We start from the raw sequence: 15,292 nt of genomic DNA on the forward strand, positions 1-15,292 counted from the left end.
AAATAAATAATCCATCATGGATGGGAGCATCATGAAAACCAAGTTTATATTCATCACCGGAGGCGTTTTGTCCTCTTTGGGCAAAGGACTGGCTGCGGCCTCAATAGGCGCACTTCTTAAAGCTAGAGGGCTTACTGCGACAATTCAAAAGCTCGATCCTTATATCAATGTCGACCCCGGAACCATGAATCCCTTCCAACATGGCGAAGTCTATGTAACGGATGACGGCGCGGAAACAGATTTAGACCTCGGACACTACGAGCGTTATTTGAATGTTCCGCTCAATCAGAATAACAACTTTACTTCCGGACGTATCTATCATTCCGTAATTACTAAAGAAAGACGCGGTGATTACCTCGGTGGCACTGTTCAGGTTATTCCTCACATTACTGATGAAATTAAGCAGGCAATCCTCGGCGTTGCTAAAGGTGAAGATGTTGCTTTAATTGAAATCGGCGGAACCGTCGGTGACATCGAAGGACTTCCTTTCCTTGAAGCTATTCGCCAGCTCCGTTCTGAGCTTGGAAGTGAAAATGTTCTGTACCTTCATCTGACTCTTGTCCCTTACCTCAAGGCTGCAGGTGAAGTTAAGACTAAACCGACACAGCACAGTGTTAAAGAACTGCGCAGCATCGGTATTCATCCTGATATTATTCTTTGCCGCAGTGAAGTTGAGCTTGAAGAAAGTATTAAACTTAAAATTGCACTTTTCTGTGACGTTGATCGTGACGCTGTTTTCACCGCAGTTGATGTTGATTCTATCTACAGAGTTCCATTATCTTTTTATCAGGAAGGACTTGATCAGAAAATAGCTATTCTTCTTAATCTTCCTGCAAAAAATTGTAATCTTGATCCTTGGAAAGAGCTTAATTACAAGCTTGATCATCCTAAAGGTGAAACTACAATTGCAATTGTCGGTAAGTATGTTGATCTTAAGGAAGCTTATAAGAGTTTACATGAAGCCTTGATTCATGGCGGTGTTGCAAATGATGTTGCCGTTAAACTGCGTTATGTTAATTCAGAAGAGCTGACAGCAGAGAATATTGCTGAAATGCTTATCGGTATTGACGGCGTTCTGGTTCCAGGTGGATTCGGAGCACGCGGCGTTGAAGGTAAAATTACCGCAATTCAGTATGCCCGCGAAAATAAAATTCCGTTCTTCGGAATTTGTCTGGGTATGCAGTGTGCTGTTATTGAATATGCCAGAAACGTTCTCGGTCTTGCTAAAGCTAATTCAGAAGAATTTGACAAAGACGGACCGGATTCAGTCATCTACTTGATTAAAGAATGGTTTGATTACCGTACCAAGAAGACTGAAAATCGTTGCGAAGAAAGTGATAAGGGCGGAACTATGCGTCTTGGAGCTTATCCTTGCAAAATCGCTGAAGGAACAAAAGCGATGGATGCGTATGGTAAGGCTGAGATTCAGGAACGTCATCGTCACCGTTATGAGTTCAACAAAGAAGGTTACGCGGCTAAATTTGTTGAAGGCGGCCTTGTTTTAAGCGGTCTTTCTCCTGATGAATCCCTTGTTGAAATTGTTGAGGTCCCAGATCATCCGTGGTTTGTCGGTTGTCAGTTCCATCCGGAATTTAAATCTACTCCTATGAATGTTCACCCTCTGTTCAGAGACTTCATTAAAGCTGCTTGTGACAATAAATAAGATTAATTTAGGGAGCTGAATTATTTTGACCCCTGATGAATTATATTCCAAAAGTGTGCAGGGCCCGTTTATATTAGCGGGGCCCTGCGCCCTTGAAAGTTTCGAAGTAGCAATGAGCACTGCTAAAGTTCTGGCAGAGATAGCCTCACGTCTGGATGTGACGGTTATTTTTAAAAGCTCTTTTGATAAAGCAAACAGAACCTCTGTTGATTCTTTCAGAGGTCCGGGACTTGATGAAGGGGTGAAATGGCTTGCCCGCATCAAAGAAGAGACCGGTTTGCCTATCGTTACCGATATCCATTTACCTGAACAGGCTGCGCCCGTCGCCGCTGTTGTAGATGTTTTGCAGATTCCGGCATTCCTGTGCAGGCAGACGGATCTTCTTGTCGCGGCAGGAAAAACTGGGCGCGTTGTTAATGTCAAAAAAGGACAGTTTGTCGCTCCGCAGGATATGGCCCATGTGGTCGGAAAAATCCGCTCCACAGGCAATAACCGTATCTGGCTGACAGAGCGCGGTGCCAGCTTCGGCTATCACAATCTAGTTGTCGATATGCGTTCTCTTTCAATTATGAAAGATCTCGGATGTCCTGTTGTTTTTGATGCAACTCATTCTGTGCAGCTTCCCAGCGGTCTCGGCGGAAAATCCGGCGGACAGCGGGAATTTGTGCCGGTTTTGTCGCGTTGTGCTGTTGCCGGAGGAGCTTCCGGTGTTTTCATGGAAGTTCATCCTGATCCTGATTGTGCTCTTTGCGACGGTCCGAACAGCTGGCCGCTTGATAAAACGGAAGACCTGATTAAAGATTTACTTGCCGGGTGGAGCATTAAATATGCATGTTGAGAAATTGGCAGCTAAAATTAAGCTCCTTATTCTGGATGTTGACGGAGTCCTTACTGATGGAGGTCTTTACTACGACCATCAGGGAAATGTGACTAAACGTTTTAACGTTCAGGATGGTCTCGGGATTAAGTTTGCACAGCAGGCTGGGCTTCAGCTTGCTGTTATAACTGGTCTTAACCACGGCGCAGTAGAGAATCGCATTAAAGAACTGGGAATTACAGAATATTATCCCGGACAGCGTAAAAAACTTCCTTTCTATGAAAAGCTGATACAAGAAAAAGGGCTTAAACCGGAAGAAGTCGCCTATATTGGAGACGACTGGATTGATGTCCCGGTGATGCTTAAAGTAGGATTGCCTATGGCTGTTTGCAATGCTCAGCCTGAAGTTATCGGTATTTCCAAGTGGGTTTCCAAAAAGCCCGGCGGTCATGGAGCTGTAAGAGAAGCAATTGCCTTTCTGCTTGATTGTCAGGGACTCCTTGAGAATATCTGGCTCGAGTGGGCCGAATAAATGGGCCGGATCAGCTCTGTTTGCGTGCTTCTTGCTGTGCTTTTTACCGGTATTGTTACCGGTACACTGCTTGGAAGTAAGTTTGCTCCGCGCCCACCTATGGCCGGTGGCCCGATCGATCCTCCTCCGCTGGGAGATGGTAGCAATTCTGATGTTTCTGCCGAAGGGATTGAATTGGTTCAGGGAACAGGCGGGGATATCGAGTGGGTTCTTCGCGCGGGAAATGCCGATTACGATCAGGAAAACGGTATTGTTAAAGCAGATAAGCCAAAAGTTACATATTATTTAGGCCGTGATAGAAAAAAAGTTTATGTCAAGGCTCTTTATGGCGAAGTCAGTCAGCAAGGCAAGGGTCTCAAATTATGGGATCATGTTGAAGGTCATTATGAAGATATGAGGCTTCAATCTGATAAGCTGGATTTCAATCCTAAAGAAAATCTCATTTTTCTTGAAGGGAATGTAAAAGTTCAAAGCCCTTCGATCTATATTAGTTCTCAAAAAGTTAAAGTTGACTTAAAAACCAGAGAAATAATGATTGAAGACGGAGTGGAAGCCCTTATAGCACCTGATACGGTAGCAATGCCATAGTAGAAGCGAGTATAAATTGAGTAGCATATCTGAAAATAAATCATTGTTTCGCAGTTTCTGTCAGGCTGCATTCACGGCCTTTGCATATACTGCTTCGGCACTTATTTGTGCGGTATTATTTTTCCCTTTTTTTACAACTGATTCTATAGCCCATGCTGCAAAGGCAGAGCTTATGATCACTCAGTCTATCGCTAATATTAGAGAAAACCCTGATTTGAAAGCTGAAGTTGTCTGGGTTTTATCACCTGCGGAAAGTTTCAGTGTCGGTAAAGAGAAAGGCGGATGGCTCCCTGTTTATCCGGCTTCATCAAATTTGTCAGACTCACTTGTCGGTTATATTTCTAAAAAAATTGTTGTTCCCGCTGCTAAAAACAGCCCCGTCGTTGACTGGGGTGATGTCAGATACGTGGGAACCCCTCTTGAGTATCACGCAGAGCGTTCTTTAAAATCAGCTGTCGCCGGTAAATTAGCAGAAGGCGATAAAATTAAAGTCGGCTTTTTGCATGGCGGCTGGTACGCAGTTTTTAATGCTGACAAACCTGTTGTTTCGGAAAATGATGCTCTGGGTTTTGTTAAGGAAAGTTCTGTTAATATCAATCTTGATGATGCCAGAATTAGATATGCTGTACGAAAAATAAATGTAATTAAAAAGCCTGTTGCATCGTCTAAAGCTGTAGGCGTTCTGAATCCTGGGTACCGTGCACAGGTCGGGAAAGAAAAGGGCGGAATGTACGCTCTTTATCGTATAGATACTATGGTAAAAGAAGATACTCCGGTGTGGGGATATGCTTGGGGACCATTTCTTGCTGCTTATCCTAAAAATCTGGAAAAGAAAAAAATGGCGGGAATTGATACCCGTAAAGCTGAGCTGGAAGCTGAACAGAAAAAGAAAGAAGTTGAACTGAAAGAACGCGCCGACTCGCTTGCTTCCATGGATAAAGCTATGGATGCGGTTGTAAACGCACCGATTGTGACTAAATCAATGTTTGCTCAGGCTGTTCTTAATGTCCGTTCCGAACCTGATGTTAAGTCGCTTATTGTGGACAAACTTGAATTAGGGCAGGCGGTACTCGTCGGACCTGAAGAAGGTAAGTGGTTCCCTATTTTTAAGGCCGGAGATACTCCTGATAGCAAAATGGAGATAGTCGGGTATGTTTATAACGCATATTTGAGTACAGAACCTCCTGCAGAAGTTAAAAAGGAAGCACCCGCTAAGAAACGTGTTCCAGGCGGCCCAGATGAAGTGCCTATTAAAATCACTTCCAAAAAGATGACTTTCAGTGAGAATAAGAATCAAATCACTTTTTCCGGCGATGTAACAGTTGTAAGACTTGATGTTACCTTAACGTCGGATACTCTTACCGCTATGTTAAAATCAGGCGGAGATTCTCTTAAAGATACCCAAAATAAAATTAAAGAAATTATAGCAACAGGCAGCGTAAATGTTGTTATGAATAATCGCAAAGGTTCATGCGATAAACTGACTTTTGTTGTAGGTGATTCGATTATCCTTATGGAAGGGAATGCAAAGCTGCAAGACGGTCCTAACTTAGTTCAAGGTAATTTGATCAAGTTTTATCTGAAAGACAACCGTTCTGAAGTTGTCGGTGGTGATAAGCCTGTTGAAGCAATCTTTTTCACTCCTAAAAATGTCGCTCCATAGTTTTTTATTAACAAATTTTATAGGATTTATATGTCTTCGATAATCGCCAACAAGCTGGTTAAAAACTACGGACAGAAAGAAGTTGTTCGCGGTATAAGCTTAAATGTTAAAGAAGGTGAAGTTGTAGGTTTACTTGGTCCTAACGGAGCAGGTAAAACCACCACTTTCTATATGCTTGTGGGTGTTGTTAAGCCTACTTCCGGCGATGTTTATCTTAATAAAAATCAGATCACCCGCTGGCCGCTGCATGAAAGAGCAAGGCATGGAATCAGTTATCTTCCGCAGGAAAGTTCTATATTTAAGAAGCTTTCAGTTCGTAAAAATCTGGAAATTATTATTGAGCATACCGGTCTTTCCGGTAAAGCAATCCCTATGCGGGCGAATCAGCTTTTGGATCAGCTCGGAATTTTGCGGCTGGCAGAACAGAAAGCTCTTTACCTTTCCGGCGGTGAGCGCCGCCGTCTTGAGATTGCAAGGGCTCTTATTAATGATCCCAAATTCATTCTGCTTGATGAGCCGTTTGCAGGGATTGACCCTATCGCGGTTATTGAAATTCAGGATATCATTTCTTCGCTCAAAGATATGGGACTCGGAATTCTTATTTCAGACCATAATGTCAGAGAAACATTAAGTATCTGTGACCGGGCTTATTTGGTATATGAAGGGCGCGTAATTTTGAACGGTGCTCCGGCGAGCATTGTAAAAAATTCCAAGGCACGCCGTTTATACCTCGGAGACAGTTTCAGTCTCTGATTTCTTGCTGCATGCTTTGTTTACGATCATATTCCCCCTTTTGGCCGGAAGATTTTGCGCGCATTCTGACCATTTTATCTTATCGGTTCTTGCTATAGCCCCCACTCAATTTAAGTAAATTTACCAATGTAGATTTACACTGACGCAGAACATTGGTACACTTTTTTCATGTACAATTTTAAAATTTGAAAGGTCCTGAAATTACGGATAAATATGTACTAATTCTTGCATGAGCTTCCTTAGTGTGGCATACTTAAATCAAGCTCAACGACAAGAAAAACATTTTTTTTGAAAATTTGTTGAAGGCCAATTTTATTGATCTGAATAATGTAAAAGATACTGCTTAAGCATATCAGAGGGTGGCAGGAATATATGGGACTGGAACTTAGACAACAATTAAAGCTTTCGCAGCAGCTGGTGATGACTCCTCAGTTGCAGCAGGCAATTAAATTGTTGCAGCTCTCCCGATTAGAACTGCTTGATACTGTTCAGCAGGAGTTGCTTGAAAATCCTATACTTGAAGAGGCTGAGGCTTTAGAACGGACTGACAGCCCTGATACTGAGGCAGGAACCGCAACGGCAGAAGATATTGCTATATCCCGTGAGGCTGACTGGGATAATTATCTCGGCGAATTTTCCAGTACTTCCAAGCAGGCCGGAACTAAAGAAACGGAGTCTCTTGACGAAGGGATGTCTTTTGAAGCACGGATGACCAAGGCAACCACACTTGAAGGTCATTTATCGTGGCAGCTGTGTCTTTCAAATTTTACAGAGAAAGAGCTTGTTGTCGGTGAGTGTATTATAGGTAATTTAAGCAGTAATGGGTTTTTACGAATTGAATTAGATGATATTTGTGAGACATGCCATGCCGAAATGGAAGATGTTGAAAGGGTTCTGAACCGAATTCAAAGATTTGATCCTGTCGGAGTTGCAGCCCGTAGCCCACAGGAATGTTTGCTTATTCAGCTAGAGGTTCTGCGTCTTGATGATGACCCTATCCTTGTTTCGCTGGTTAGAGATCATTTAGAAGATTTAGAGAAGAATAGATACAAGCCTCTTGCTCGAAAGTTTAAGCTTAGTATGGAAGATCTCAAGAGCTATATTGACCTGATGCAAACTCTTGATCCTCTTCCCGGTTCAAGTTTTTCTGGGGGAGAGTCTTTCTATGTCAGTCCTGATGCTTATGTATATGAATATGACGGAGATTTTGTTATAGTCCTGAACGAGGACGGTCTTCCAAAGTTACAGATGAATTCATTTTATGTAGAAACGCTGGCTTCGACAAAGGGAGAAGACAAAGAATATTTTCAGGAGAAGATGCGCTCAGCGCAGTGGCTTATGAAGAGTCTCTACCAACGGCAGCGTACTCTTTATAAGGTTCTGGAATCAATAGTCAGATTCCAAAGAGGTTTTTTTCAGGAAGGAGTATCAAAGCTCAAACCGCTTATTCTTAAAGAGGTGGCGGAAGATATTGAAATGCATGAATCTACAGTAAGCCGAATTACGACAAGCAAGTATGTGTCGACTCCGCATGGGATTTATGAGCTTAAATTTTTCTTTAACAGTGCTCTCGGACTTGATGACGGTTCGCAAGTCGGGTCCGAATCTGTTAAGGCTCTGATTAAGTCTTTGATAGGCGAAGAAAATAGTAAAAAACCTCTGAGTGATGAAAAAATAGCCGAGATGCTCAAGATTGAACTTGAGGTCAACATCGCCAGACGGACTGTAGCAAAATACAGAACTGCAATGGGAATTAAATCCTCATCCAAGAGGAAGCAGGTATTCTAGCAGTTCAGTAGAAAAGCATATTCACCCTTTACTCAAGGAGGATTCATATGAATGTTGCATTTACTTTTAAGAACTTTGACCCGTCTGACCATTTGAAGGAATATGCGAACACCAGGTTTACTAAGCTTGAAAAGTTTATAACAAATCCTGATAATACTGAAATGCAGGTCAACTTGTCTGTTGATAAGATCAGACACGTTGCAGATGTTATTTTCAGCTCCGATAATATTCATATCTCGGCATATGAAGCATCGGATGATATGTATTCAACTGTAGATTTGGTCCTTGCCAAGCTTGAAGTTCAGCTTAGACGTATGCGTGATAAGATGAGAGATCACAGACGTATCGAAGCTGCCCCCGGGCGTATGGACGTAATCAGCTTCACAACTGAGGAAGACGAAAAGTCTGAACCTACGATTGTTGAAACTGATCAGTTTGTGCCAAAGCCCATGTCTGTAGAGGAAGCCGCTATGCAGCTTCAGACCCTCGACCATGAATTCCTTGTTTTCAGAAATGCAGATACTGAAGCTGTTAATGTTATTTACCGTCGCAAGAATGGCGACTTTGGGTTGATTGATCCGGGATATTAATTGATGATAATAAATGATAATTTAGATAAGGAGCTGGTCCTTTTTGAACTTGAAAGTTCTGATAAGGAAGGCGTTCTGAGAGAAATGGTGACAGTACTTAATGCTAAAGGTGTTAAGCTAGATGTTGAAACCGCTCTCAAGGTCCTTATGACTCGTGAAAAATTAGGAACAACCGGTATAGGGGATGGCATTGCCATCCCCCACGGTAAATTGGACTGTCTTGAAGATATCTTTGTAGTTGTCGGTAGAAGCGGCAGCGGGATTGATTTTGAAGCTTTAGACGGTGAACCATGTCATATTTTCTTTATGGTTCTGGCTCCTGATCAAGGCGCCGGTACTCATTTGAAAGTACTTGCTCAAATATCCAGACAGCTTAAAGATGCAACTTTTAGAGAAGCATTCAAAAATGCTCAGAACCAGCAGGAATTGTTGAATCTACTGAATATCACTTAATTTAGGACATCGTGGAGGTCTTTTAGGTGGAAAGTGCAGACTCATTTCCGGTTATAGTTGTCAGCGGACTTTCAGGGGCCGGGAAATCAACAGTTTTAAAGGTCTTCGAAGATTTAAGGTTTTTCTGTGTCGACGGGCTTCCTGCAAGTATGCTGGCAAAGCTCGTTGAACTTTTTAAGGGTAAGGATGAAAATTATCGAGGACTTGTTCTCGGGATGGATCTGCGTCAATCGGATTTTGTCGAGGAATGGCAGTCTACCTGTGCACAGCTTGGCTCAAATGGAGTTTGCCCGAGTTTAATTTTTTTGGAAGCCAGACTTCCGGAATTGGTCAGACGTTATGCAACAACTCGCAGACCTCATCCTCTCGAATCTAAAAAGTTGGGACTTGAGCAGGCTTTGGAAGAAGAGAAAGTTCTTCTTGAACCTCTTCGTAGTGCCGCAGACCTTATAATCGACACAACGACCTATTCAATTCATGATCTCAGGCGTAGAATTCAGGAAAAATGGTCGGCTCTAACCGAAGGGAAGTCCGGCCTTCGTGTTAATGTTATTTCTTTCGGGTTTAAACATGATGTTCCGACCGAAGCGGATATGGTCATGGACTTAAGGTTTTTACCCAATCCATATTTTGATGAAAAATTGCGCCCGCTGTCAGGTCAGGATAAAGCTATTTCAGATTATGTGTTAGGGTCTGAGACAGGTTCGGTTTTTATTGAGAAATATTTAGATTTCCTTCAGTATATTCTTCCGCTTTATGAAGCGGAAGGGCGATACAGACTTACAATAGCTGTCGGGTGTACAGGCGGAAGGCATAGGTCCGTCGCTGTTGCAGAACGGATATTTGCCATTCTTAAGAAGAGCGGATACTCTGCTAGTCTTGAACACAAGCATATAAATTTAGACTAAAACCGTATTTTTTACGAAAACTTATATCGGGAATATAGATGGATACGGAAGCAAGTAAAGTCGGAATAGTTATTGTGACGCATGGGCACTTCGGACAGGCCCTTATCGATGCGGCTGAACTGATTGTCGGCCCTCAGGAAAATGTTTTGTCTCTTTGTGTAGATGGAACCAAAGGGATTGATGCTGCTGTTGAATCCTTAAAAAAATTTATTTCTCAGGTTAAAAGCAATGCAGGGGTTTTAATTCTTACCGACATGTTCGGGGGAACTCCTACCAATTTAAGTTTATCCCTGCTTCAGCAAGATGACATTGAAGTTGTGACCGGAGTCAGTCTTCCTATGCTTTTGAAAGCTCTTCAAAAGCGCACTGATTCGTTGCAGAATATGGCCGAAGAGGTCAGCAGAGCAGGAATTAAAGGAATTGTTATTGCCGGGGAAATGCTTAGAAAACGAACTTCAAAAGGTTAATGTATGTTCTGGGTGAGAATCGATAATAGACTGGTGCATGGCCAGATAATTGAAACTTGGCTGCCTTATACCCATGCCAAAAGTATCATTGTTGCTAATGACGCAGTAGCTGATGACTGTTTGCAGCAACAAATAATGTCCCTCGCAATTCCTCAATCTGTCAGTTGCTTTTTTTCTTCTATTGACGATTTGCAGGAATCTGTAATGAATGTCGGTGCTGATTCAAAATGTGGTAATACCATAATTCTTTTTTCCTCTTGTGAGGATTTGCGCCTCGCAATGGAAAAAGGTTTCAAAATTTCTACGGTTAATATCGGTAATATCCATTACGGTCCCGGTAAAAAACAGATATCTCCAAGTGTTGCACTCAGCTCGGATGATGAATCCTGTTTGCACTTTTTTAAAGGACAAGGAATTGAACTTGATTTCAGATGTGTGCCTAATGATCCTGTGCAGGTGAGGTTTATATGAACTTGTTGCAAGGATTAGCTTTACCTTTTCCGGCGTGGGCTGCGCTGATAGGTTTTTTTTTGCAATTTTCTCTCTGTTCAGATTTACAATAAATGCCGGTTTACTTGAACGGCCTTTAGTTGCCGGGGCTCTCTGGGGATTTGTTACCGGAGACTATGCTACCAGTTTAAAGATAGCCGTTTTTTTTGAATTATTCTGGCTGGATAATATTCCGGCCGGAACTTATATCCCGCCTCATATTTTAGCGTCTACTTTTGCCGCGCTTGCTTTAACCTCCTCATTCGGTTTTACCGAAGCACCGAAAGTTATGTGCATTCTTCTTGCGTGTCTCCCGCTGGCTCAGCTTGGAGCATGGCTCGAGAATTCTCTGCGACAGTGGCATAACCATGGATATTACAAGTTGTTGAACTGGGCCAGAAAGGGGAAATCCGGTGACGACATGCCGAGAAAGCTTGTTGTTCAATCTATTTTAAGAACTTTGTCTACTTCGTGGCTTTTTTTCTGGACAAGTACCGTCATCCTTCATTACATACTTCGTATATTTTTTCACAAGTGGGGTGGAATTATCGCTCCTGTGGAAATTCAGTGGTCTTTCCTATGGATAGCCGCCAGCCTCGGCGGACTACTGGCTTTGAGGCTTCGTAAGGCTTATGCTACCTTTGTTTTCGGTGTAGTTATTTTTGGTTTTGTCCTTCTTGCCGGCATTGTATGACTTGGCAGGGAGCAGAGATTGTGATAGAAGACACAAGCTCACTTAAGCTACAATATTTTTAGGAGGAATTTATTATGATTTATTCAGTTGGACACAAAAATCCAGATACCGATTCCATTACTTCAGCAATAGCTGTTGCAGATCTTTGGTCTAAAGTTAAAGAAGCAACACAGCCTGTTGCTCAGGGCGAACTAGCTCCTGAAACTAAGTTTGTACTCGATAAGTTCGGTTGTGAAGCTCCTGCTATCATGACTGACGCTACTGACAAGAAAATTATCCTTGTTGACCATTCTGACATTGCTCAGACAATTGACAATCTTAGCAAGGGTGAAGTCGTTGCAGTTGTTGACCATCACAAACTTGGTGATGTTACTACTCCGAATCCTCTTGAAATGTGGGTATGGCCTGTTGGTTGCACCGGTACTATCATCAATGCAATGTACAAGTTCTACAATGTAGAAATTCCTAAAAACATTGCTGGAATCGTACTCTGTGCTATTCTTAGTGATACCGTAATATTCAAGTCCGTTACTACTACTGAAGCTGATAAAGCTGCAGTTGCAGAACTCGCTAAGATTGCCGGTGTTGCTGATGTTATGGCTCTCGGAATGGAAATGTTCAATGTTAAATCTGCTGTTGCAGGTGCATCAATGAACGACCTCATTTTCCGTGACTATAAAGATTTTGATATGTCCGGTAAGAAAGTAGGCGTTGGCCAGCTTGAAGTTGTTGATCTCTCAGTTTTTGATAACATCAAAGCTGACCTTTATGCTGAACTTGAAAAAGTTAAAGCTGAAGGCCGTCACAGCTGTTTCTTGCTTTTGACAGACATCATGAAAGAAGGTTCTGAAATGCTTATCGTTTCTGACGATCCTTCTGTTGTCGAAAAAGCATTCGGTGTTGCTCCTAAAGGAACATCCGTGTACCTTGAAGGCGTAATGAGCCGTAAAAAACAGGTTGTACCTAACTTCGAAAAAGCTTTCTCAGCTTAAGTTTAGTACAAGTTTTTAAAGCTTGATTTTGCCCGGCAAGGTTTACCTTGCCGGGCTTTTTTTATTTGAATAATTTCTGTTGAGTTATAAATTTAATATGTAAGTTGCAATTGTACTAATTTTTTTTTAGCTTTAAATATAAGTTTCAGGAATGAATTGAATTGTAATTGTGGTTTGTTTTTTGCTACAAAATTTTAGTGTGTCAATTTTGCTCATTATCATTTTTTAGACAACTAAAATTTGATTAAATACTAAAAAGATCAGCCCTAAGGTTCAGAATGAATATAACACTTCTTTGCTATGCAACTTTTGCGGCGCAAAGCCCTGAGTCAGCGGATAAATTCCCAATAACAGATGGTGAAACAGTTGGTGATGTTCTACAAAGAGTGGGGATTCCTCTAGATGAGGTTAAGATTATTTTTGTGAACGGTGTATCATCAGGTCTGGGAGTTACATTAGCAGGAGGAGACAGAGTAGGGGTGTTTCCTGCTGTCGGTGGCGGTTGATTTTCGGAATAGTAAAATTTATTTGGGGAGAGATTAAAGATATGAAAGTTTTATTGAAGAGTTCAATAGCAGCGTTTGTATTTTGCTTGTTTTTTGCTTCTTTTGTTCAGGCATCAACTGTTAAAGCTAATAATTGGTATAATGAAGCTACTGGCGTCAAAACTATGAAGTTATGGGTTACCACTCCAGAAGTTTCAATCAAGAGTGTCAGCTTTAATAAAGATTCACTAGACGGTTGGTCGTGGTCTTATTCTGGCAACTCAAGGAATAGTGTTATTCTTACTGGACCAGCTACTTCCGGCATCAAAGATGTTCTCCCAGATTTTAAATTTACAACTCCCAGCAGTAAAACATCTTTTGCTGTAGAATGGGCGGAGATCGGTGGTCCTACAGTACTGACCGGGACAAATTTTTATGAGAATAAAAAATGGACTTTTACAAAGGGTGAGATATCCAATTCATCAACACCGCTTCCAGGCGCACTTCTCCTTATGGGAGGGGGGTTATCAGTATTGGCTTTTTTAAGAAGAAAATTTGCGAAATAATATTTTTTTTTCAAATTAAAAAAGCCGGAAATTTCCGGCTTTTTTAATTTAGAGTGGAAATGATTCATTTCCTGTTTTTGGATGGTTTTAATGGATTGCGAATCCTTAAATAGCATGCTAGTCGCTAATGCTCTTTGTCTTTAATTTAAATTTTCACGAGGAACTAGCTATGGCCAGTCGCTGTCTTTTAAAATCTAAAATTCATAGAGCAACAATTACAAATGCTAATGTAGACTATGAAGGTTCCATTTCTATTGATTCTAATTTGTTAGAAAAAGCTGGAATTCTTCCGTATGAAAGAGTTGATGTCTTAAATGTCGACAACGGAGAAAGGCTTACTACTTATGCAATAGAAGGTGGAGAAGGTGAATTCTGTCTAAACGGGGCTGCTGCGCATAAAGGGCAAGCCGGGCAGAAAATTATTATCTGTACTTATGCTTGGCTTGATGATGATGAGCTCGGGCTGCATAAGCCGAAGGTCGTCCTGTTAGGGGACGGTAACAAAGTTAAACTTGTTCAGAAGTAAATTTAAGGCGTGGATCTCCACGCCTTTTTTCGTTATAAAGCATTGTAAAAATGCAACGAGGTGGCAGGTATGAGTATTTATAAGAATTTAGCAGCATTGATTTTAGTGGCAGGAGTTGCTTCAGGTTGTGCACCGCAGATTAAGATGCAATCAATACCGGTTTCATCAAATCCAATGGGTGCGACGGTTTTTGCCGATGGTAAGACTGTTTGTGAGGCTCCTTGCACTGTTGATCTTGCATGCAATGCTGACCATATCATAACCCTGACGAAAGATCAGTTCCGCCAGCAGGACATAATCATTAAGAGAGTCTATCAGCAGCAGAAGGTTCTGATGAATGCCGTATCCTCGGGAATGTCTTCCTCCTCGATGGCTATTGGAGATAAGACGGCATGGGGAATTGCCAATGGTGTTAACTCTATAGATAGCCAGGAGCAAACAGGGGATGCGTATGTCCTTTCTCCGTCTGCTGTTGCTGTAACGCTGATACCTATGACTCCTCAAGCTCGTTTGGATCAAACAGGATCATTGTCCCCCCATATTCAAAGTCTGACTGACACAGACCGTGCGCAGATCAGCTATGTTCTTGAGACTCTTAAGTCAGGTTCACAGTTCAGTTGGACAAATGATCAAACCGGTATTCAATACTTGATAATGGCTCACGGTATTTTATCAGGCTATGATGTTCCAACCAGATCTTTTTCACTTAAGATGACATCAATGGGGCATAGCTCTATGTATGATGGTAAGGCGAGTAGGTCTGATGCTGGCAAGTGGACTATTCTAAGGGATGGAACACCCGATTCTATATCTTCATCTGATTCGAACGTTGAGACAGCTCAACCTGCTCAGATGAATTCTGATTCCTTCATTGAAGATGCCGCTAAAGCCGCTGCTATCGGGGCCGCTCCGAATATAAAAGGTGGAGTAACTGGAAAAAGCGGATCTTCTAGCGAGTCATTTAACGGCTCTACATATAATAAGAAGAGTTCTGAGACCAAAGTTAAAGCCAGCGTAAAGGTGAATCCTGCTGAGGCTGTTGACGTCTTAGATACACTGCTTGAAGGGTCAAACAAGTAAGTCCGGTCTTATCTATATATATAGTATTCACATAAAGGTCTGGGATAGATTTTAGAACAGTGAATTTAGCTGAATAAATTAATACGGCAGAATCCCTTTATTTATGGGGATTTTGCTGTAATCGTCAGGTTTTTAAAGTTTATATATCCACAATAATTCAAAAACCTGTTGACTGTTTGGAGTGATTTACATAGAACCTCTTTCTCGGGTCGGCAACGGCTGAACGCCACAGCACTTC

General features: G+C 41.8%; 18 protein-coding genes. All 18 read left to right on the forward strand.

Going from position 1 to position 15,292, the window contains the following annotated elements; all coding sequences use genetic code 11:
* Window positions 1-31: 31 nt before the first annotated feature.
* The 18 genes from B9N78_RS17455 (at window position 32) to B9N78_RS17540 (ending at window position 15,054) form a co-directional block, all read left to right on the forward strand.
* Entirely contained in the window at window positions 32-1,663 is a 1,632-nt protein-coding gene (locus B9N78_RS17455; protein ID WP_085104691.1) for a CTP synthase, read from the forward strand.
* A gap of 25 nt (window positions 1,664-1,688) precedes the next feature.
* Window positions 1,689-2,501 (forward strand): 3-deoxy-8-phosphooctulonate synthase, encoded by an 813-nt coding sequence (gene kdsA, locus B9N78_RS17460; RefSeq protein ID WP_085104693.1) that lies wholly within the window; start codon window positions 1,689-1,691, stop codon window positions 2,499-2,501.
* Window positions 2,491-3,012, forward strand: coding sequence for a KdsC family phosphatase (locus B9N78_RS17465; protein ID WP_085104695.1), 522 nt, complete (start codon window positions 2,491-2,493; stop codon window positions 3,010-3,012). Before kdsA ends, B9N78_RS17465 begins: the two co-directional genes overlap by 11 nt.
* Complete coding sequence (lptC, locus tag B9N78_RS17470) at window positions 3,013-3,600, forward strand: LPS export ABC transporter periplasmic protein LptC (RefSeq protein ID WP_085104697.1); 588 nt, start codon at window positions 3,013-3,015, stop codon at window positions 3,598-3,600.
* A gap of 16 nt (window positions 3,601-3,616) precedes the next feature.
* Window positions 3,617-5,263 (forward strand): LptA/OstA family protein, encoded by a 1,647-nt coding sequence (locus B9N78_RS17475; protein WP_085104700.1) that lies wholly within the window; start codon window positions 3,617-3,619, stop codon window positions 5,261-5,263.
* 30 nt (window positions 5,264-5,293) lie between these two features.
* Window positions 5,294-6,016: an LPS export ABC transporter ATP-binding protein gene (lptB, locus tag B9N78_RS17480; RefSeq protein ID WP_085104702.1), complete on the forward strand. Its 723-nt coding sequence runs from the start codon at window positions 5,294-5,296 to the stop codon at window positions 6,014-6,016.
* A 372-nt stretch (window positions 6,017-6,388) separates the two neighbouring features.
* The gene (gene rpoN / locus B9N78_RS17485; RefSeq protein WP_085104704.1) at window positions 6,389-7,804 is read left to right on the forward strand and encodes an RNA polymerase factor sigma-54; all 1,416 of its coding nucleotides are present in this window, start codon (window positions 6,389-6,391) and stop codon (window positions 7,802-7,804) included.
* Window positions 7,805-7,851: 47 nt separating this feature from the next.
* Window positions 7,852-8,394 carry a ribosome hibernation-promoting factor, HPF/YfiA family gene (gene hpf, locus B9N78_RS17490; RefSeq protein ID WP_085104706.1) on the forward strand — a complete coding sequence of 181 codons (543 nt, stop codon included), beginning with the start codon at window positions 7,852-7,854 and terminating at the stop codon, window positions 8,392-8,394.
* Between the two features lie 3 nt (window positions 8,395-8,397).
* Window positions 8,398-8,847 (forward strand): PTS sugar transporter subunit IIA, encoded by a 450-nt coding sequence (locus tag B9N78_RS17495; protein WP_085104708.1) that lies wholly within the window; start codon window positions 8,398-8,400, stop codon window positions 8,845-8,847.
* A 26-nt stretch (window positions 8,848-8,873) separates the two neighbouring features.
* Window positions 8,874-9,755: an RNase adapter RapZ gene (gene rapZ / locus B9N78_RS17500; RefSeq protein WP_085104710.1), complete on the forward strand. Its 882-nt coding sequence runs from the start codon at window positions 8,874-8,876 to the stop codon at window positions 9,753-9,755.
* Window positions 9,756-9,793: 38 nt separating this feature from the next.
* Window positions 9,794-10,222 (forward strand): PTS sugar transporter subunit IIA, encoded by a 429-nt coding sequence (locus B9N78_RS17505; RefSeq protein WP_085104712.1) that lies wholly within the window; start codon window positions 9,794-9,796, stop codon window positions 10,220-10,222.
* Window positions 10,223-10,225: 3 nt separating this feature from the next.
* Window positions 10,226-10,693 carry a PTS sugar transporter subunit IIB gene (locus B9N78_RS17510; protein ID WP_085104714.1) on the forward strand — a complete coding sequence of 156 codons (468 nt, stop codon included), beginning with the start codon at window positions 10,226-10,228 and terminating at the stop codon, window positions 10,691-10,693.
* A 34-nt stretch (window positions 10,694-10,727) separates the two neighbouring features.
* Entirely contained in the window at window positions 10,728-11,405 is a 678-nt protein-coding gene (locus tag B9N78_RS17515; protein WP_085104716.1) for a PTS sugar transporter subunit IIC, read from the forward strand.
* Window positions 11,406-11,476: 71 nt separating this feature from the next.
* Complete coding sequence (locus B9N78_RS17520; RefSeq protein WP_085104718.1) at window positions 11,477-12,397, forward strand: manganese-dependent inorganic pyrophosphatase; 921 nt, start codon at window positions 11,477-11,479, stop codon at window positions 12,395-12,397.
* Between the two features lie 278 nt (window positions 12,398-12,675).
* On the forward strand, window positions 12,676-12,903 hold the full coding sequence (locus B9N78_RS17525; RefSeq protein ID WP_085104720.1) for a MoaD/ThiS family protein: 228 nt from the start codon (window positions 12,676-12,678) through the stop codon (window positions 12,901-12,903).
* Window positions 12,904-12,944: 41 nt separating this feature from the next.
* The gene (locus B9N78_RS17530; RefSeq protein WP_137982579.1) at window positions 12,945-13,448 is read left to right on the forward strand and encodes a hypothetical protein; all 504 of its coding nucleotides are present in this window, start codon (window positions 12,945-12,947) and stop codon (window positions 13,446-13,448) included.
* Between the two features lie 169 nt (window positions 13,449-13,617).
* Window positions 13,618-13,974 carry an aspartate 1-decarboxylase gene (gene panD / locus B9N78_RS17535; RefSeq protein ID WP_085104723.1) on the forward strand — a complete coding sequence of 119 codons (357 nt, stop codon included), beginning with the start codon at window positions 13,618-13,620 and terminating at the stop codon, window positions 13,972-13,974.
* Between the two features lie 69 nt (window positions 13,975-14,043).
* Window positions 14,044-15,054, forward strand: a complete 1,011-nt coding sequence (locus B9N78_RS17540) for a PEGA domain-containing protein (protein ID WP_085104725.1) — start codon at window positions 14,044-14,046, stop codon at window positions 15,052-15,054.
* The last annotated feature ends 238 nt before the right edge of the window (window positions 15,055-15,292 follow it).

It is taken from the genome of Desulfovibrio gilichinskyi (assembly GCF_900177375.1).
GTDB lineage: Bacteria > Desulfobacterota > Desulfovibrionia > Desulfovibrionales > Desulfovibrionaceae > Maridesulfovibrio > Maridesulfovibrio gilichinskyi.